The sequence below is a fragment of the Aquipseudomonas ullengensis genome, from assembly GCF_014174475.1.
Taxonomy (GTDB): Bacteria; Pseudomonadota; Gammaproteobacteria; order Pseudomonadales; family Pseudomonadaceae; genus Aquipseudomonas; species Aquipseudomonas ullengensis.
In genome coordinates this window covers 269,750-287,523 of record NZ_JACJUD010000001.1, presented here as the reverse complement: position 1 = coordinate 287,523, position 17,774 = coordinate 269,750, and the positions used below count along the sequence as shown (strand labels likewise).

Sequence of the window (17,774 nt, the reverse complement as noted above, 5' to 3'; positions counted from 1 at the left end):
GTGGTTGGGCGTGCGCTGGGCAGTCGCTGCTCAGCGCTTCACCACCTCGATCGGGTCGGCGTGCACCAGCACCTCGGCGCGGGGGAATTCGCCATGGATCGCCTGCTCGACCTGCTCGCAGAGCCGGTGTGCGTCTGACAGCGGCAGCTCGCCGGGCAGTTCCAGGTGCAGCTGGACGAACCAGCGGGTACCGGAAATCCGCGTACGCAGGTCATGGGCGCCGAGCACCCCCGGCACGGCGCAGGCTAGCGCGTGCATGCGCTCGCTGACATCCGGCGCCAGCTCCTCGTCCATCAGCACCGCCACCGCCTCGCGCACGATGGTCAGCGCGCTCCACAGGATGTAGGCGGCGATCCCCAGGCCGAACAGTGCATCCAGGCGTTCCCAGCCATAGCTGGCGAGCAGCAGGGCGACCAGGATGCTGGCGTTGAGCAGCAGGTCGGAGCGGTAGTGCAGCGAATCGGCGCGGATTGCCGTGGAACCGGTCACCCGTACCACGTGGCGCTGGAACAGCAGCAGGGCGCAGGTCAGCAGCAGCGACAGGATCATCACCGCCACCCCGAAGGCCGGCGCGCCGAGCGGATGCGGGTGGCGCAGGTGCTCCACCGCCTGCACGGCGATCAGCACCGCACTGGCACCGATGAACAGCGCCTGGGCCAAGCCGGCCAATGCCTCGGCCTTGCCGTGGCCGTAGCGGTGGTCTTCGTCCGCCGGGCGCAGGGCGTAGTGCACGGCGATCAGGTTGAGCACCGAGGCGGCGCTGTCCAGCAGCGAGTCGGTCAACCCGGCGAGCAGGCTGACCGAGCCGCTCAGCCACCAGGCCACGGCCTTGGCGACTGCCAGCAGCAGCGCCGTGGCCAGCGCCGCGCGGGTGGCCAGGCGCAGCAGGCGCGCATGCTGGGGGGCGACGCTCATGCCCAGCCCGTGTCGGCCGGCCCGGGCATCAGGCTGCTGGGCGCAGGCCGTAGGCGGCCAATTGTTGCAGGCTGCCGCTGTGCTGGATCAGGCGCGGGTCGTCGAGCGGCAGGTCGCGGCCGGTTTCACGGCTGATGATGGCCTTGAGCTTGGCTGCGTCGACACGCCCGTCGGCACCGATGGCGTCCTGCAGGGCCGCAGGTGCTACCGCGTACTTGCCGTCCGGCAGGTAGATGGCGCCAGTGGCGAAGTCGATGCCGAAGGCGATCAGGCCGGGGATGACGAAAAACAGGATGCCGATGGCGTCCATGGCGGCGACTGCCGGGTCGATCTTGCCATCGATCTGGCCGCGTCGATCCGGGTAGAACAGGGTGCCGCAGGCGGCCAGTTGACTGAGCAGGGAAATGGCGAGAACGCCACCGATAATGCGGGAATGCGTGCGCATAGGCACCTCCTGAAAGTGGTGCGGAACTATAGCAATTCCGCTGACGCAGTAGCATGGGTTTGAGACCTGAGCGCGCGCCACGCAGTTCCACCTGTGCTGCATCTATAATCGCCGCCCCAGCCCGGAGGCCGCATGACCCACCTGCCCATCGATGCCGTAATTCCTGCACTGCGCGCCGCCCTTGGCGAGCGCCATGAAGTGGTGCTGGAAGCCCCGCCCGGTGCCGGCAAGACCACTCGCGTGCCGCTGGCGCTGCTAGGTGAGCTGTGGCTGGCCGGGCAGACCATCCTCATGCTCGAACCGCGCCGGCTGGCTGCTCGCGCCGCCGCCGAGCGCCTGGCCAGCGAGCTGGGCGAAGCGGTAGGGGAAACCGTCGGCTATCGCATCCGCCTGGAGAGCAAGGTCGGCCCGCGCACGCGCATCGAGGTGGTCACCGAAGGCATCCTCGCCCGCCGCCTGCAGGACGACCCGGCGCTGGAGGGCGTCGGCCTGGTGATTTTCGATGAATTCCACGAGCGCAGCCTGGATGCCGACCTGGCCCTGGCGCTGACCCTCAATGGCCGCGAGTTGCTGCGCGACGAGCCGCTGAAGGTGCTGCTGATGTCCGCCACCCTGGAAGGCGAACGCCTGTCGACGCTGCTCGGCGGCGCGCCAGTGGTGCGCAGCGAGGGGCGCATGCACCCGGTGGCGATCCGCTGGGGCAGTCCGTTCCAGCCGGGTGAATGGGTCGAGCCGCGGGTGCTGCAGACGGTGCTGCAAGCCTTGGCCGACGAGTCGGGCAGCCTGCTGTTGTTCCTCCCCGGGCAAGCCGAGATCCGCCGTGTGCATGAGCAACTGGCCGAGGCTTTGGCCGGTCGCCGCGATATTCTGCTTTGCCCGCTGCATGGCGAGCTGGATCTGGCGGCCCAGCGCGCGGCCATCGAGCCGGCGCCGGCAGGCCAGCGCAAGGTGGTGCTGGCGACCAACATCGCCGAGACCAGCCTGACCATCGACGGCGTGCGCGTGGTGGTGGACGCCGGCCTGGCGCGGGTGCCGCGCTTCGACCCGGCCAGCGGCATGACGCGCCTGGACACCCAGCGCATCTCCCGCGCCAGTGCTACCCAGCGTGCCGGCCGTGCCGGGCGCCTGGAGCCGGGCGTGTGCTATCGCCTGTGGTCGGAGAACCAGCACGAGCAACTGGCCGCCTATGGTGCGGCAGAAATACTCCAGGCCGACCTGGCTGGCCTGGCCTTGCAACTGGCGCGCTGGGGCGTGATGCCCGGCGAGCTGGCCTTCCTCGATGCGCCACCGGCGGCCGCTTTCGCCCAGGGCCACGATCTGCTGCAGCGCCTCGGCGCGCTGGACGAGCGTGGCGGCCTCAACAGCCACGGCCAGGCCATGGCCGAGTTGCCGGCCCATCCGCGTATCGCCCATCTGCTGCTGCGCGGCCAGGCGCTGGGGTTGGCTCCCTTGGCTTGCGACCTGGCGGCGCTGCTGGGCGAGCGCGACATCCTGCGTGGCGGCGGGGCCGATCTGCACAGCCGCATCGCCCTGCTCAGTGGTGAGGACAAGGCCCAGCGCGGCAGCCAGCGGAGCGCCGCCCGAGGCGGCGTGCAGCGCGCGCGGCAGTTGGCCCGGCAGTTCCGCTCCTACCTGCGCGGCAAGCCCGTAGCGGCGGTGGCCGATCCGGAGCATCCGCGCTGGCTTGGCTGCCTGCTGGCGTTCGCCTACCCGGACCGGGTCGCCTGCCAGCGCCGTGCCGGGGGCGGCGAGTACCGCCTGGCCAATGGCCGCGCCGCGCTATTCGGCGAGCCGGATGCGCTGATGAAGCATGAATGGCTGGTGATCGCCGACCTCGGCAGCCGCCAGGGTCAGCGTGAGGAGCGTATCTACCTGGCCGCCGATCTCGATCCGGCGCTGTTCGACGGCGAGCTGGCCGAGCAGGTCAGCCTGCGCGAGGAACTGGAATGGGACGAGCGTGAAGGCATGTTGCGCGCCGAGCGCCAGCGTCGGGTCGGCGAGCTGGTGCTCAGCCGCGAGGCGCTCAGCGGCCTGGACGAGGCGGCGCGCGCCCGCGCCCTGCTTGGCCTGGTGCGGCGCAAGGGCCTGGAGCTGTTGCCGTGGACGCCCGAGCTGCGCCAGTGGCAGGCGCGCGTGGCGCTGCTGCGGCGCCTGGATCTGCAGCAGAAGGCCGACAGCGAATGGCCTGACCTGAGTGACGCGGCGCTGCTGGCCGGTCTGGAGCACTGGCTGCAGCCCTATATGGGCAAGGTCAGCCGGCTCAGCCACTTCGCCAACCTGGATTTGCCCGGCATGCTCGCCAGCCTGCTGCCCTGGCCGCTGCCGCAGCGCCTCGACGAGCTGGCGCCGCGCAGCCTGGCGGTGCCCTCGGGCTCGCGCATCGCCATCGATTACGCCGAAGAGCCGCCGGTACTGGCGGTGCGCCTGCAGGAATTGTTCGGCCTGGCCAGCACGCCGCGCATCGCCGGCGGCCGTCTGGGGCTCAAACTGCACCTGTTGTCGCCAGCGCGCCGGCCGGTGCAGGTGACCCAGGACCTGGCCAGCTTCTGGGCCAACACCTATATCGAAGTGAAGAAGGACCTCAAGGGCCGTTACCCCAAGCACTACTGGCCGGATGATCCGCTGATCGCCGAGCCCACTGCGCGGGCCAAGCCACGTAAATAAAGACTCTGTCCCAGTTACGTGTTGCGTCATCTGGCTAGCCGCTTTCCGTGCTGCCGAATGCCTCTGGATTCCCGCCTGCGCGGGAATGACGAGGCAGGGGGTGTGGCACCGCGTCGTCCCACCCACTCCGTCATTCCCGCGCAGGCGGGAATCCAGATTGGTGCCGGGCAAGCGAGAAGGTTCTTCCCTGGCAACACATCACTGGGACATCGCCTAAATAAAGGTCACTCGATGCTGAGGTCGGCGCCGTTGGCCTGCAGCTGTTCATAGGCCTGGTCGAGTTTTTTCAGCAGCTTCGCGCTGCCTGGTGCATGGCGTGAGGCGATCAGGCGCAGTTGCAGGCGATGCAGCAAAGTCGACTGCAGCGGCTCAAGGCCGAGACTCTGGCGCGCCTGTTCCACCGGGCTCTGGTAGTCGATGAGGAAGTCACCGCGATGGCGCTGGAGCATTTCCAGGGCGGCGGTATGGGTGCTGGTGCGGTGGGTGGTCAGGCCCAGGACAGGATCGTCGAGCCAGTCGGTGACCGGTTTCCAGTAGCTGTAGCCGCTGATCAGGATCACGTCGCGTCCGGCCAGGCCCTGCGGCAGCTGTGGTGGTGGCGTGTCCGGGCGGTAGAACAGGGCCAGGTTGATGGCGCCGATGCTGTTGCGCGCCTCCAGGGTGTGGCCTTCGAGCTCCGGCTTGCCGCCGGCGCCGGGCCACAGCTGCACGCTGCCATCACGCAGGCCGGCGTACAGGCGTGCGCCAGGGTACGCACGGTACTTGCCGCGGTAGCCGGCATGGCGCAGCAGGCGTTCGGTCAGCTTGAGGAACGAGCCTTGTGGCGTGCCGTCGGGGCCGGTCCAGGAGTAGGGCGGGAATTCGTAGTAGCCGACGTCGACCGTGATGGGCGTGGACGTGCCTTGCGCATGGGCGCCGGCACAGTGGAGCAGGAACAGCAGGGCAGCAAAAATCGTTCTGGGCATTCTGCACTTCGCGGCTTGGGCCGTCTTGTTGTGGTGACGCTGAGCCCGAGCATGGCGACGTGCCATGCCTTTGTCCAGCCAGGCGCCTGCGCAAAGGCTGCTGCGCGTCGGCCCTGCTGCGTTAAAAGCAGGCTCGGACTGCTCATTTACAATTCGTAAACTCCGCGTCCTCGCCTGCTTTTGCCTTGCATTGCTCTAGCTCGCGAGCCTTTGAGCAGGCTCTAGGGGGTGAGTGGCAGCAGCAGGCGCGCGCTGAGCGGCAGGTGATCGGAAATATCCCGGGTGTCGCCATTGCGCACCTGGGCGCCGAGGCGGTGCAGGCGCGGGCTGTGCAGCAGGTGGTCGAGGGTGCGGTCCGGGCGGCTGTCGCGCGGGTTGTCGGGGGCATAGGTGTACCACTGCTGGCGCTCGGCACCGCTGGCCTCGGCTGCGTTGGGAATGCTCGGGAAGCGCGCAGCCAACTCGCTCAGTTCGCTATGCGGCGCATAGGCGGAGCGCTGCTCAGGGGTGAGTTGCGGGTACTGGCCGGGCGCGAGCAGGTTGAGGTCGCCGCCGAAAACCCAGGGCGTGCCTTCCTGCTCCAGGTGTTCGAGCAGGCCACCGCTCATCTCGACCTGGCGATAGAGCGTGTCGTCACCCCGGGACGAGCCATCGAGGTGGCTGTTGATCGCCACCAGCTCGCCGCCGCCATTGAGCGGCAGGTGGCTGACCAGCAGGGCATGCTTGAGGCCGAATGGGCGCGTCAGCGGGTTGCCGCCGGCCTGCGGCAGTTGCAGGCGCTCGGCACTGCTCATCTGGAAGCGGCTGAGGGTTGCCAGCTTCATGCCGACGCTGCCCATCACGCGCGGGTGCGGGACGAAGGCGGCGCGCCAGTAGAAGGCTTCGCTGCGGCAGGGGTAGAGGTCGGACAGGCGCTCCATCAGCAGCGCCAGCTGGTCTTCGTAGTCGCTGGCGCGGGCGCCGTCCTGCAGCTCCTGCAACAGCAAGACGTCCGGCTGTTCGTCACGCAGGATGCGCACCACCTGGTCCAGGGTCGCCGCGCGTTGGCTGGCGCTGGGCTGGCGGGTCGGCGGAGCGGTGTGTTCGAGCTGGTATTGCGGTGTGCGGCCCTTGCCGCCGAAGGATTGCAGGTTCCAGGTCATCACCTTGATCGCCTGGCCCGGTTGCAGGATCGGCGCGGCGATGTGGCAGGCCACGGGCGCTTCTTCTCGCGCCGCCGGGTGCCAGGTCAGGCAGTAGATCAGGGCGACCAGGATGGCGGCGGCGCTCGTCAGGGCGAGCAGGCAGATGCGCAGTGGGCGAGGCAAGGACATGGGCCGATAGTGACTGGGCTGCAGAGGGCCGCAGCATACCCGAGATGCTGCCGGCGGGCATGCGCCAGGCCAGGCAATTCAGGCCGGGTATGCGCAGGCAAGCATGTTGCGCCTGCCGCTGGCTCAGTGACTGTGGGGCTCCTGGGTCATGCCCAGGCTGGCATCCCAGTACGCGGCTTCGATCTTGTGGCCGTCGAGATCACGCACGAAACAGCCGTAGTACGGCGCACCATAATCCGGGCGTGGGCCGGGCGGGCCGTCGGCACGGGCTCCGGCGGCCAGGGCGGCGTTGTAGAAGGCGTCCACCGCCGCTTGGCTTTGTGCGACGAAACCGAAGTGGCTGCCGTTACCGATACTCGCCGGTTGCCCGTCGATGGGCTGCTGCACCCAGAACTCCGGGTATTCGCGCCCCCAGGCCACGGCGCCGGGGTGGGCCATGATGCGCTGGCAACCGAGCGTTGCCAGGACCTGATCGTAGAAGATCACGGCCTCGTCGAAGCGGTTACTGCCGATGGACACGTGGGACAGGATGCTGGGGTTTTGCTCGGCCATGGTCGATCCTCCATGAGTGGCACAGCGGCAAGCCTAGCTGGTGGTGCTGTCTTGTGCCGGCTGGGCGCTGCAGAGCATGAAGCAGCGAAACAGCACGACGCTGGAGAACAGCTGCAGGAAACTATTGAAGCAGTCCAGCAGCAGGCCGCCGACTATGTCCTGCTGCTCGCCGAGCAGTTGCAGGGTGAGGTCGTCGAGCAGCCACAGCGGCACGATCACCAGCAGCACGCAGGCCAGCAGCGACCAGAAGTGTCCGACGGTGAGCTGGAAGCTTTCGCGCATCGCCTGCAGCGGCGACAGGCCGCGCAGCACCAGCAGGTATTCGGCGAAGGCCAGTTTGGCCATTACCCACAGCGCCGGAAGGATGAACGCCGTGGCGGCCAGCATGATCAGCAGCGTGCTCAGCCCGGCCAGCACGGCAAAGGCCGGCCACAGCGGCAGGCTGGCGGCCAGCAGGTTACGCAGCGAGGGCCGCTTGCCCTGGCTGCGCGCATCGAGAAAGAGGATCAGCGCGGCGCTGTACAGCGGGTAGAACAGCAGGCCGATCAGCACCTCGTAGGCCGGCGCATGGGCACCGTCGATCTGCGCGGCGACCACCGAACGGGTCAGGCATTCAAGGGCGATCAGCGGCAGGCACAGGGGCGCGATGCTGCCCAGGTTGCGGCTGAAAAAGAACAACGAGTCACGCAGAACGCTGAATGGATTCATCGGCAGAAATCGCGGCAGTACTACAAGGCCTCACTGTAGCCGATGGTCGGGGCCGGCGAACATGGGGCAAGCCGGGCATAATGGCCGCCACTTCCCCTACAGGTCCCCCCGTGAAGAAGATCGCCCTGTTCGTCGATGTGCAGAACCTCTACTACACCGTGCGCCAGGCCCATGGCTGCCACTTCAATTACGCCGCGCTGTGGGCCCATGTCGGTGCCGCCGGGGAGATCGCCGAGGCCTATGCCTATGCCATCGACCGTGGCGACGCCAAGCAGCAGCAGTTCCAGCAGATCCTGCGCAACCTCGGCTTCACCGTGAAGCTCAAGCCCTACATCCAGCGCGCCGATGGCTCGGCCAAGGGTGACTGGGATGTCGGCATCTGCATCGACGTGCTGGACGCCGCGCCGCGGGTGGATGAAGTGGTGCTGGCCTCCGGCGATGGCGACTTCGACCTGCTGCTGGACAAGCTGCGCAGCGCCCACGGCGTGGCCAGTACGGTCTACGGCGTGCCGGGGCTGACCGCCAACTCATTGATCCGCGCCGCCGACCGCTATGTGCCGGTTGAAGGCAGTCTGTTGCTCAAGCATTAAGGAAACCGGATGCTCGACCGCATTGCTGTTATCGACTTTGAAACCACTGGTATGTCGCCGGCACAGAATGCCCGGCCGACCGAGATCGGCGTGGCGATCATCGAGGGTGACCAGATCGTCGATCGCTACCAGAGCCTGATGAATGCCGGGGCCTGGATTCCACCGTTCATCGAACAGCTCACCGGCATCAGCAACGCCATGGTGCGCAGCGCGCCGCCGGTGGCGCAGGTGATGGGCGAGGTGGCGGATTTTGTCGGTGCCACGCCGCTGCTGGCACACAACGCCGCCTTCGACTCGAAGTTCTGGGATGCCGAGCTGGGCCTGCTGCGTCGTCGGCGCCAGCAGGAGTTCGCCTGCTCGCTGCTGCTCTCGCGGCGCCTGCTGCCCGATGCGCCGAGCCACAAGCTGGGCAATCTCAATCGCTGGGCGCGCCTGCCGGAAACCGGCCAGGCGCACCGCGCGCTGGCCGATGCAGAAATGGCCGCCAACCTGACCCTGCTGCTGGCCCGGCGCCTGCGCGAGGAGCATCGCGTGGCCGAGGTCAGCCACGCCTACCTGTGCGGCCTGCAGAAGCTGTCGGCGGCCAAGGTGCGTGCGCTGCTCAAGGCCTGAAAACAGTAGGGTGGATGACGCTCTGTTCATCCACCACGGTTCCGCTCGGTGGATCGGTGAAGCGCGATCCACCCTACCTCAGGTACTCGCGTTGGCCGTGACGGGCGCTGGGGCGGCGCAGCAGGTAAACTGCACACCTGTTCTTCTTTCCCGGTTCCTTCCGTCATGACCTTCGCCTCCCTCGGCCTGATCGATCCTCTGCTGCGCACCCTCGAAGCGCTCGACTACAGCACGCCGACTCCCGTGCAGACGGAGGCGATCCCGGCGGTACTCAAGGGCCGCGACCTGCTGGCCGCGGCGCAGACCGGCACCGGCAAGACCGCCGGGTTCGCCTTGCCGCTGCTGCAGAAACTGACGATGGAAGGCGCTCAGGTCGCCAGTAATTCGGTGCGTGCGCTGGTGCTGGTGCCGACCCGCGAGCTGGCCGAGCAGGTGCAGCAGAGCATCCAGCAATACGGACAGAACCTGCCGCTGCGCAGCTATGCGGTGTACGGCGGGGTCAGCATCAACCCGCAGATGCTCAAGCTGCGCAAGGGCATCGACCTGCTGGTGGCGACGCCGGGGCGTCTGCTCGACCTGTACCGGCAGAACGCCGTGCGCTTCGATCAGCTGCAGGCGCTGGTGCTGGACGAGGCCGACCGCATGCTCGACCTGGGCTTCGCCAAGGAGCTGGACGAACTGTTCTGCGCCTTGCCGAAGAAGCGCCAGACCCTGCTGTTCTCCGCCACTTTCTCCGACGCCGTGCGGCAGATGGCCGGCGAGCTGCTGCGCAACCCGCTGTCGATCGAAGTCAGCCCGCGCAACGCGGCGGCCAAAAGCGTCAAGCAGTGGCTGGTGACGGTGGACAAGAAGCGCAAGAGCGAACTGTTCCTGCACCTCTACCGGAGCAAGGGCTGGGACCAGGTGCTGGTGTTCGGCAAGACCCGCAAGGGCGTCGACGAACTGGAGCACCTGCTGCTGAGCGAGGGCATTGCTGCCGACTCGATCCATGGCGACAAGCCGCAACCGTCGCGCCTGCGTGCCCTGCAGCGCTTCAAGACGGGCGAAGTGCGCGTGCTGGTAGCCACCGACGTGGCGGCGCGTGGCCTGGACATCGATGACCTGCCGTTGGTGCTCAATCTCGACCTGCCGATCGTCGCCGAAGACTATGTGCACCGCATCGGCCGTACCGGGCGTGCCGGTGCCACCGGTGAGGCGGTGTCGCTGGTGTGTGCCGACGAGGTGCAACTGCTGGTGGCCATCGAGGTGCTGATTCGCCAGACCCTGCACCGCCAGGACGAACCGGGCTTCGAACCGGATCACCGGGTGCCGCAGACCGACGCCAGCGGCCAGGTCCTGAAAAAGCCGAAGAAGCCCAAGCAGAAACTCATTCCGGGTGCGGGAGCTGGCAAAGGCAAGATCCACCTCGGCAACTGGTTCGAGGAAGACGACAAACCCAAGGCCAAGGCGGTGCGTACGGCGCCCAAGTTCGGCGAGAAGCCACGCTCGAAGAAGGGCTGAGGCACGTTTCGGTGTCACCCTTCTGTGGCATTGGGTGACGCCTTACGGGGCACGAAGGCCGGGCGCGGGGTCGCCGGGACACGGGTATGCCCGTGATAGCGGGCGTGGCAGGGCTTTCAGGATATTGGCGCACTTCCTGCATTTCTGTGCGAAATGCTGAACGCCTACCATCAAGGGTGTGCAGCTCACTCTCAGGCAGCCTCACCATGCGCCACAAGGAACTGAAGCACTGGACCAGCGGCGTCGCCCAGTTGCTTGCCCAGCCCACTGGGCGACCTCGCCTGCTCGGCCTCAGCCAGTGGCTGCAGCAGATCTGCCACGTCGACCACTTCGTCCTCTTCGTCTATGAGGGCAATCACCGGCCGCTGGCGCTGTTCGATACCTTTCCGCCGGACAAGCGACACGTCTACGTCCAGGACTACCAGGTCGGCCCCTATCTGCTCGACCCCTTCTACCTGGCCTGCACCCGCAACCAGGCGGCGGGCCTCTGGCGCCTGCGCCAGTTCGCCCCGGATCACTTCTACCTGGGCGAGTACTACCTGACCTACTACCAGCAGACCGGCCTGACCGAGGAAGTCGCCTTCTTCATTGATCTGGCCGACGGCGCCAAGGCTGTGCTGTCACTGATGCGCAGCGCCTGCAGTCCGGCCTACAGTCGCGACGAAATGCAGCTGCTGGACTGCGCCCAGCCCGTGGTGGAACAGGTGGTGGGCCAGGCCTGGGAGCAGGCCCGTGCCCAGGCCCCGCGCCCGGCCCATGACCTGGACTTCAAGATCCGCGAGACATTCGACCACTTCGGTGCGCAGGTGCTGACGGCGCGTGAGCAGGAGGTGGTGCAGATGCTCCTGCGCGGCCATTCCAGCGCCTCGGTGGCCGAGCAACTGGCCATCAGCCCGGGGACCGTGAAGATCCACCGCAAGAACATCTACGCCAAGCTCGGCATTGGCAGCCAATCGGAGCTGCTGGGCTTGTTCGTGCGCGATCTGGCTGGCCAGCGCGACGAACCCGAGCCGTTGCGTACGGCGGTCTAGCGTTCTCCGCAGCCGGTAACGGACGAAAATCGATCAATCGGCTGAGTGCCCCTGCTCGCGGGGCCTGCAGCCGGTCATCCAGAACTTGTCCACAGCGCGTTCCACAGTTTCTGTGGAGTTCCGGCCTATCCCCCGAGGGATATATACACCCCGAAAGCCCCCTCGCTAGCCTGTTACCCCATGCCAAGCACACCTGGGAAAAGGGGCCGGTCGTGAGCGATGCCAGCGAAACCTTCGATATCGAATTCCGTCACGTAGTGAAGCGCTACGGCACTGTGGCGGCGGTCAACGGCCTGGACTTCAAGGTACGCCGTGGTTCTTTCCACTCCTTCCTCGGCAGTTCCGGCTGCGGCAAGACCACCACCCTGCGCATGATCGCCGGCTTCGAGCAGCCCAGCGCGGGCGAGGTGCTGCTGGCGGGGCGCCCGGTGGCAGGGATACCGGCCCACCAGCGCGCGGTGAACATGGTGTTTCAGAGCTACGCGCTGTTTCCCCACCTGTCGGTGCTGGACAACATCGCCTACGGCCTGCGCTACCGCCAGCCGCGCCCGGACAAGGCCGGTCAGCGCCGCCTGGCGGAGGAGGCCCTCGAGATGGTGCGCCTGTCCGGCTTCGGTCAGCGCAAGCCCCACGAACTGTCCGGAGGCCAGCAGCAGCGCGTGGCCCTGGCCCGTGCCCTGGTCAACAAGCCCACGGTGTTGTTGCTCGACGAACCCCTGGCGGCCCTCGACCGCAAGCTGCGCAAGGAGATGCAGTCCGAACTGCTGCGTCTGCAGCGGGAAGTGGGTATCACCTTCGTGCTGGTGACCCACGATCAGGAGGAGGCGCTGTCGATGAGCGACAGCATCAGCGTCATGCAGGACGGCCGCATCCTGCAGAACGCCAGCCCCGAGCAACTCTACGAAACCCCGGCGAGCCGCTACGTGGCCGACTTCATCGGCGAGTCCAACCTGTTCGACGGCACGGTGCGGCGCATCGAAGACGGCCGAGTGCTGCTGGAGACCGCCCAGGGCCTGCAGTTGGCCAGTCCGCAGACACCTTCCGGCCCAGCCCTCAGGGCAGCCGAGGCAGGCTGCATCGCGGTGCGTCCGGAGCTGATCACCATCGGCGCCGGCAGCGAGACGCTGGCCCGCGAGGTCAGCCTGCCCGGCGAGGTGGTGGATCGCATCTACCTGGGCAACCTCACCGAGTACCGAGTGCGCACCGAGTCCTTCGGCATCGTCTGCGTGCGGGTGCCGCGGCATGGCCTGGCCGAGCGTTCGGCCTTCGAGCATGGCGCACCGGTCCGCATCGGCTGGGATCAGGCCAGCGGCCTGGCCATGACGCTCTAACAGCAGGCGGCGACAACAACAATCAACCCTTGAAAGGCAGGTGGCAGCAATGGACCCGAAAGACTTCATCAAGCAACTGCGCAGCTGGCAGAACGGCTCCATCAGCCGTCGCGACTTCCTCGGCAAGACCGGCCTCGGCCTGGCGATGGCAGTGACGGCCGTCAACATGCCGAGCCTCTTGCTGGGCAACCGCGCCTTCGCCGGCGAGAAGGGCAGCATCGGCGACCGGGTGACCCTGGCCACCTGGCCCAACTACCACAACGCCGACAACCTGGCCGCCTTCGCCGCGCAGACCGGCGCCAAGGTGCAGATGAACGTGTTCGGTTCCAACGAGGAGATGCTCGCCAAACTGCAGGCCGGCGGCAGCGGCTGGGATGTCTTCGTGCCGACCAACTACACCATTAGCACCTACGTCGAGCTGGGACTGATCGAGCCGCTGGATCTCTCGCGGCTACCCAACTTCGACCCGTCTGCCTTCGAGAAGCGCTTCATGGAGCAGGGCAGCGTGAACGGCAAGGTCTACGCCGTGCCGAAGAACTGGGGCACCACCGGCTTCGTCTACGACAGCGAGCAGATCAAGGCGCGCCCCACCACCTGGAAGGAGTTCTGGGAGCTGGCCAAGGGCGAGGCGACGGGCCGGGTGATGGTCCACGACTACCAGCTGACCGCCATCGGCAACGCCCTCAAGTCTTTCGGCTACAGCTTCAACTCGCTGGATCCGAAGGAGCTGGCCGATGCCGAGAAGCTGCTGCTGGAGGTCAAGCCGCACCTGTTCGCGATCAACTCCGACTACCAGCCGTCCATGCGCAGCGGCGATGCCTGGATGACCATGTGCTGGACCGGCGACGGCTCCCAGCTGCACCGCGACATGCCGCAGATGCAGTTCGTGCTGGGGCGCGAGGGGGGCGAGCTGTGGAGCGACTTCTTCGCCATTCCGAAGAGCGCCGAGCGGCGTGACGCAGCCTACGCCTTCATCAACTTCCTGCTCGATCCGCAGGTCAACAAGCTGGAAGTGGAGGCCCACGGCTACCCCAGCGGCGACAAGCGGGTGGACGCGCTGCTGCCCAAGGCGATGCTCGAGGACCCGATCATGTACCCGGCCGCCGAGCTGCTTAGCGCCCTGGAGTTCGGTGCCGCCGCGACCCTGACCAGTCCGGCCCGGGCAGAGTTGATGGCCCGCTTTAAAGCCGCCTGAGCCAAGCCCCCTCTGTCGTCGGCAGAGGGGGCATTCACCGAATCATGCGGATCAAGGAATCCCCCATGAACGTCGCTCTCAGCGCCCCTGCGCTGGCCGATGCGGGCCATGCCGTGCCGGCTGTCGGCCGTAGCCTCGGCCGGCGCGTCACCCTGCTCCTGCTGCTGCCATCGACCCTGTGGTTTCTGTTGCTGCTGCTGTTGCCGTTGCTGATCATCCTAGTCTTCAGCCTCGGCGAGCGTAGCCCGGTCGGCGGCTACAGCGCCGCCCTGACCCTGGACAACTACCTGAACCTCGGCTCGCGGGCCAAGGCCTTCTACAACACCCTGCTGCTAGCGCCCCTGGGCACCCTGGTGTGCCTGGTGGCGGCCTACCCGCTGGCCTACTTCCTGGCGGTGAAGGTGCAGCGCAATCGCTCGTTGCTGCTGACCCTGGTCATCGTGCCGTTCTGGACCAGTTTCCTGATCCGCACCTACGCCTGGATCTTCATCCTCGGCGGCAAGGGCCTGCCGGCGCTGCTGGCAATGGTCGGGCTGGAGAACGTGCGGCTGATCAATACGCCCACGGCGGTGCTGATCGGCATCGTCTACGGCTACCTGCCGCTGATGGTGTTCCCCATCTACGTCAGCCTGGAGAAACTCGACAAGCGCCTGCTGGAGGCTTCGTCCGACCTCGGCGCGAGCGCCTTCGAGACCTTCCGCCGGGTGACCCTGCCACTGTCGGCGCCGGGGGTGATCACCGGTTCGATGCTGGTGTTCATCCTGCTCATGGGCGAGTTCCTGATCCCCGCCATCCTCGGCGGAGGCAAGGTGTTCTTTGTCGGCAATGCGCTGGTCGACCTGTTCCTGCAATCGCGCAACTGGCCGTTCGGCAGCGCGGTGGCCATGACCCTGGTGGCGATGATGCTGGCGATCATTGCTCTCTACCTGAAACTGGTGGCGCGTTACGGCAAACGCGGCACGGAGGGCATGCTCTGATGTGGCTGCGCAGCTATTCAACCTCGCTGTACCTGTTCCTCTACGCGCCGATTGCGCTGATCGTGCTGTTCTCCTTCAACGCCGGGCGCAGCGGGCTGTCCTTCCAGTGCTGCTCGACCCAGTGGTTCGGCCGCGCCTTCGGCAACTCCTTCATCATGGAAGCGCTGGGTACCAGCGCGCTGATCGCCTTCTGCTCGGCCGTGCTGGCCACGGTCTTCGGCACCCTGGCGGTATTCGGCCTGCAGCGCGTGAGCAAACGGGTGCGGATGGTCTTCGATGCGCTGGTCTACTGCGCCATCATCATTCCCGGCATCGTCATCGGCATCGCCACCCTGATCGCCTTCATCAGTCTGTTCGAGGTGGTCAATCCGCTGCTCGACCTGCTCCTGGGCGCCGGCCTGCCGCGCCTGCGCATGGGCCTGCTGACCGTAATTGCGGCGCACTCGCTGTTCACCATGGCGCTGGTCATGATCATCGTGCGTACGCGGGTCGAGGCCCTGGACCAGGCGTTGCTGGAAGCCTCCGCCGACCTTTACGCACCGCCCCTGGACACCTTCCTGCGGGTGACCCTGCCGCAGATCGCCCCGGCGATCCTGGCGGGCTTTCTGCTGGCGTTCACCTTCAGTTTCGACGATTTCATCATCGCCTTCTTCGTCGCCGGCTCGGAAACCACCCTGCCGATCTACATCTTCTCCTCCATCCGCCGGGGCATCACCCCGGAGATCAACGCCATCTCCACGGTGATCATCTGCGTCTCCCTGGCGCTGCTGTTCACCTCCCGTCATTTGCAGAACCGCCACAGCGGCGCCTGAGCGCCCATGGAGCAGAGCCATGCGTGACCAGCTGTACATCAACGGACAATGGGTCAGCCCGGACCTGGGCGGTTACTTCGAGACGCTCGATCCAGCCACTGGCGAGCCGATCCAGCGGGTGCCGGCGGCCACCGAGGAAGACATCGACCACGCCGTGCATGCCGCCCGCCAGGCCTTCAATCGGGGCTGGGGGCAGAGCAGCGGAGCCGAGCGTGCTACCTGGCTGGAGGCCCTGGCCGACGAGCTGGAGCGCAGCCAGGACGGACTGGCCGCGCTGGAAGTACGCGACAACGGCAAGCCGCTGCCCGAGGCGCAGTGGGACATCGCCGACGCCATCGGCTGCTTTCGCTACTACGCGGAGCTGGCGCGCGAGCTGGATGGCCGCCAGGACGAAGCGCTGGCGCTGCCGGACGCGCGCTTTCACTGCCGCATCCGCCATGAGCCCGTGGGGGTGGCGGGACAGATCATTCCCTGGAACTACCCGCTGCTGATGGCCGCCTGGAAGGTTGCCCCGGCGCTCGCCGCCGGCGCCACCTGCGTACTCAAGCCTTCGGAGCTGACCCCGCTGACCGCCTTGGAACTGGCTGGCGCGGCCGAGCGCATCGGCCTGCCCGCCGGGGTGCTCAACGTGGTCACCGGCTTCGGCGGCGAGGCCGGCGGGCCGCTGAGCCAACACCCGGGGGTGGACAAGCTGGCCTTCACCGGCAGCGTGCCGACCGGGGCCAAGATCATGTCGGCGGCGGCAGCCGACATCAAGAACATCAGCCTGGAGCTGGGCGGCAAGTCGGCCTTCATCGTCTTCGATGACGCCGACGTGGACGCCGCAGTGGAGTGGATCTTGTTCGGCATCTTCTGGAACCAGGGCCAGGTGTGCAGCGCCACCTCGCGGCTGCTGGTGCAGGAGGGCATCGCCCCGCGGCTAATCGAGCGCCTGGTGGAAGAGACGCGCCGTATCAGCATCGGCCCGGGCCTGGAGCGCGGCGTGCTGCTGGGGCCGCTGGTCAGCGCCGGGCAGTACCAGAAGGTCATGGGCATGATCGAGCAGGGCCGCCAGGAGGCGCGCCTACTCACCGGCGGCAAGCGCCCGGCGCACCTGCCGCAGGGCTATTTTCTGGAACCGACCATCTTCAGCGAACCGGCGGACAGCGCCAGCATCTGGCGCGACGAGATCTTCGGCCCGGTGCTCTGCGTGAAGCGCTTCAAGAGCGAGGCCGAGGCGCTGAAGCTGGCCAACGACAGCCGCTTCGGTCTTGCTGCGGCGGTGATGAGCGCCGACCTCGAGCGTGCCGCGCGGCTGGCCAATGGCTTGCGTGCCGGTATCGTCTGGGTCAACTGCTCGCAGCCCACCTTCACCCAGGCACCCTGGGGCGGCATGAAACAGAGCGGCATCGGTCGCGAGCTGGGGCGCTGGGGGCTGGACAACTATCTGGAGGTGAAGCAGGTGACCGAGTACCGCAGCCGCGAGCCCTGGGGCTGGTACCTCAAGTAGGGAGGGGTGACGGAGCGCCCTGCAACCGCCGAACCGTAGGCTGGGTTAGCCGCGCTGGCCGTTGCCAGCGCTTGCCACGCAAGCTCGGCGGGCGTAACCCAGCGCCGCCTGCACCATCTGTAGCTCCGCTGCTGGGTTACGCCGCAGCAAGCTCGGTGTCCGATCTAAACGCCCGGTCGCGGCTAACCCAGCCTACGGCGCCATTGCCGAGCCGGAAAGGATCGTTAACCGCCTTCAGCCCTGGCTCAGATGCAGCACCGCCGCATCGGTCATGTCGTAGATCGTCAGGCACACATGCTCGACCTCGCCCTGGGCGGCGGCCAGTGGCAGCAGGGTGAGGTTCTGGTACATGAAATCGGCCTGCCCGGTGATCGGCCGGTAGCTCTTGAAGCGCATCAGGTAGGGGCGCTGCTGCCACAGACTGAAGGCGCGGGTGCCGAGTTGCACCACGGTTTCTACCTTGCGCCGCAGCCACGGCTCGTCGATTTCGGGGAACAGCTCGAACAGGCTGCGTCCCTGTGCCTGGTCCGGGCACAGGCCGGAGTGGTTTTCCATGAAGCCGTTCCACACCTCGACGCGGTATTGGCGGTCGAGTACCACCACGCCGACATCCAGGCATTGCACGATGTCGAGCAGCCAGTGCACCTCCTTGATATCGATCTGCGCAGGCATGCG

General features: G+C 67.1%; 17 protein-coding genes. 10 read left to right on the top strand and 7 right to left on the bottom strand.

What is annotated here, in order from left to right; genetic code table 11:
- Positions 1-30: 30 nt before the first annotated feature.
- Both H3H51_RS01240 and H3H51_RS01235 read right to left on the bottom strand, forming a co-directional pair.
- Positions 31-915 carry a cation diffusion facilitator family transporter gene (locus tag H3H51_RS01240; protein ID WP_183087202.1) on the bottom strand — a complete coding sequence of 295 codons (885 nt, stop codon included), beginning with the start codon at positions 913-915 and terminating at the stop codon, positions 31-33.
- Positions 916-943: 28 nt separating this feature from the next.
- A complete protein-coding gene (locus tag H3H51_RS01235) occupies positions 944-1,360 on the bottom strand; it encodes a polyribonucleotide nucleotidyltransferase (protein ID WP_183087201.1) in 417 nt (138 codons plus the stop codon).
- Between the two features lie 132 nt (positions 1,361-1,492).
- Here H3H51_RS01235 and hrpB point away from each other — a divergent pair, with 132 nt between their 5' ends.
- Complete coding sequence (gene hrpB, locus H3H51_RS01230) at positions 1,493-4,024, top strand: ATP-dependent helicase HrpB (RefSeq protein WP_183087200.1); 2,532 nt, start codon at positions 1,493-1,495, stop codon at positions 4,022-4,024.
- 224 nt (positions 4,025-4,248) lie between these two features.
- On the opposite strand, the gene H3H51_RS01225 is transcribed toward hrpB, so the two are convergent.
- From H3H51_RS01225 to H3H51_RS01210, 4 genes are all read right to left on the bottom strand, one after another.
- Positions 4,249-4,989: a substrate-binding periplasmic protein gene (locus H3H51_RS01225; protein WP_183087199.1), complete on the bottom strand. Its 741-nt coding sequence runs from the start codon at positions 4,987-4,989 to the stop codon at positions 4,249-4,251.
- A 221-nt stretch (positions 4,990-5,210) separates the two neighbouring features.
- Positions 5,211-6,302: an endonuclease/exonuclease/phosphatase family protein gene (locus H3H51_RS01220; protein ID WP_183087198.1), complete on the bottom strand. Its 1,092-nt coding sequence runs from the start codon at positions 6,300-6,302 to the stop codon at positions 5,211-5,213.
- Positions 6,303-6,425: 123 nt separating this feature from the next.
- Positions 6,426-6,854 carry a VOC family protein gene (locus tag H3H51_RS01215; protein WP_183087197.1) on the bottom strand — a complete coding sequence of 143 codons (429 nt, stop codon included), beginning with the start codon at positions 6,852-6,854 and terminating at the stop codon, positions 6,426-6,428.
- 33 nt (positions 6,855-6,887) lie between these two features.
- Entirely contained in the window at positions 6,888-7,562 is a 675-nt protein-coding gene (locus H3H51_RS01210) for a YciC family protein (RefSeq protein ID WP_183087196.1), read from the bottom strand.
- A gap of 80 nt (positions 7,563-7,642) precedes the next feature.
- Between H3H51_RS01210 and H3H51_RS01205 the strand changes: the two genes are divergently transcribed.
- The 9 genes from H3H51_RS01205 (at position 7,643) to H3H51_RS01165 (ending at position 17,099) form a co-directional block, all read left to right on the top strand.
- A complete protein-coding gene (locus H3H51_RS01205; protein WP_183087195.1) occupies positions 7,643-8,152 on the top strand; it encodes an NYN domain-containing protein in 510 nt (169 codons plus the stop codon).
- A 9-nt stretch (positions 8,153-8,161) separates the two neighbouring features.
- On the top strand, positions 8,162-8,764 hold the full coding sequence (locus H3H51_RS01200; protein ID WP_183087194.1) for a 3'-5' exonuclease: 603 nt from the start codon (positions 8,162-8,164) through the stop codon (positions 8,762-8,764).
- A 165-nt stretch (positions 8,765-8,929) separates the two neighbouring features.
- The gene (locus tag H3H51_RS01195; RefSeq protein WP_183087193.1) at positions 8,930-10,264 is read left to right on the top strand and encodes a DEAD/DEAH box helicase; all 1,335 of its coding nucleotides are present in this window, start codon (positions 8,930-8,932) and stop codon (positions 10,262-10,264) included.
- A gap of 206 nt (positions 10,265-10,470) precedes the next feature.
- Positions 10,471-11,295, top strand: a complete 825-nt coding sequence (locus H3H51_RS01190; RefSeq protein WP_183087192.1) for a response regulator transcription factor — start codon at positions 10,471-10,473, stop codon at positions 11,293-11,295.
- A 212-nt stretch (positions 11,296-11,507) separates the two neighbouring features.
- On the top strand, positions 11,508-12,626 hold the full coding sequence (locus H3H51_RS01185; RefSeq protein ID WP_183087191.1) for an ABC transporter ATP-binding protein: 1,119 nt from the start codon (positions 11,508-11,510) through the stop codon (positions 12,624-12,626).
- A gap of 49 nt (positions 12,627-12,675) precedes the next feature.
- Entirely contained in the window at positions 12,676-13,821 is a 1,146-nt protein-coding gene (locus H3H51_RS01180) for an ABC transporter substrate-binding protein (protein ID WP_183087190.1), read from the top strand.
- Between the two features lie 65 nt (positions 13,822-13,886).
- The gene (locus H3H51_RS01175) at positions 13,887-14,798 is read left to right on the top strand and encodes an ABC transporter permease (protein ID WP_183087189.1); all 912 of its coding nucleotides are present in this window, start codon (positions 13,887-13,889) and stop codon (positions 14,796-14,798) included.
- Positions 14,798-15,610 (top strand): ABC transporter permease, encoded by an 813-nt coding sequence (locus H3H51_RS01170; protein WP_183087188.1) that lies wholly within the window; start codon positions 14,798-14,800, stop codon positions 15,608-15,610. Before H3H51_RS01175 ends, H3H51_RS01170 begins: the two co-directional genes overlap by 1 nt.
- A 19-nt stretch (positions 15,611-15,629) precedes the next feature.
- Positions 15,630-17,099, top strand: a complete 1,470-nt coding sequence (locus tag H3H51_RS01165) for an aldehyde dehydrogenase family protein (protein WP_183087187.1) — start codon at positions 15,630-15,632, stop codon at positions 17,097-17,099.
- A 234-nt stretch (positions 17,100-17,333) separates the two neighbouring features.
- Here H3H51_RS01165 and H3H51_RS01160 read toward each other — a convergent pair whose 3' ends face one another.
- The gene (locus tag H3H51_RS01160) at positions 17,334-17,771 is read right to left on the bottom strand and encodes a PAS domain-containing protein (protein ID WP_183087186.1); all 438 of its coding nucleotides are present in this window, start codon (positions 17,769-17,771) and stop codon (positions 17,334-17,336) included.
- Positions 17,772-17,774 lie beyond the last annotated feature (3 nt).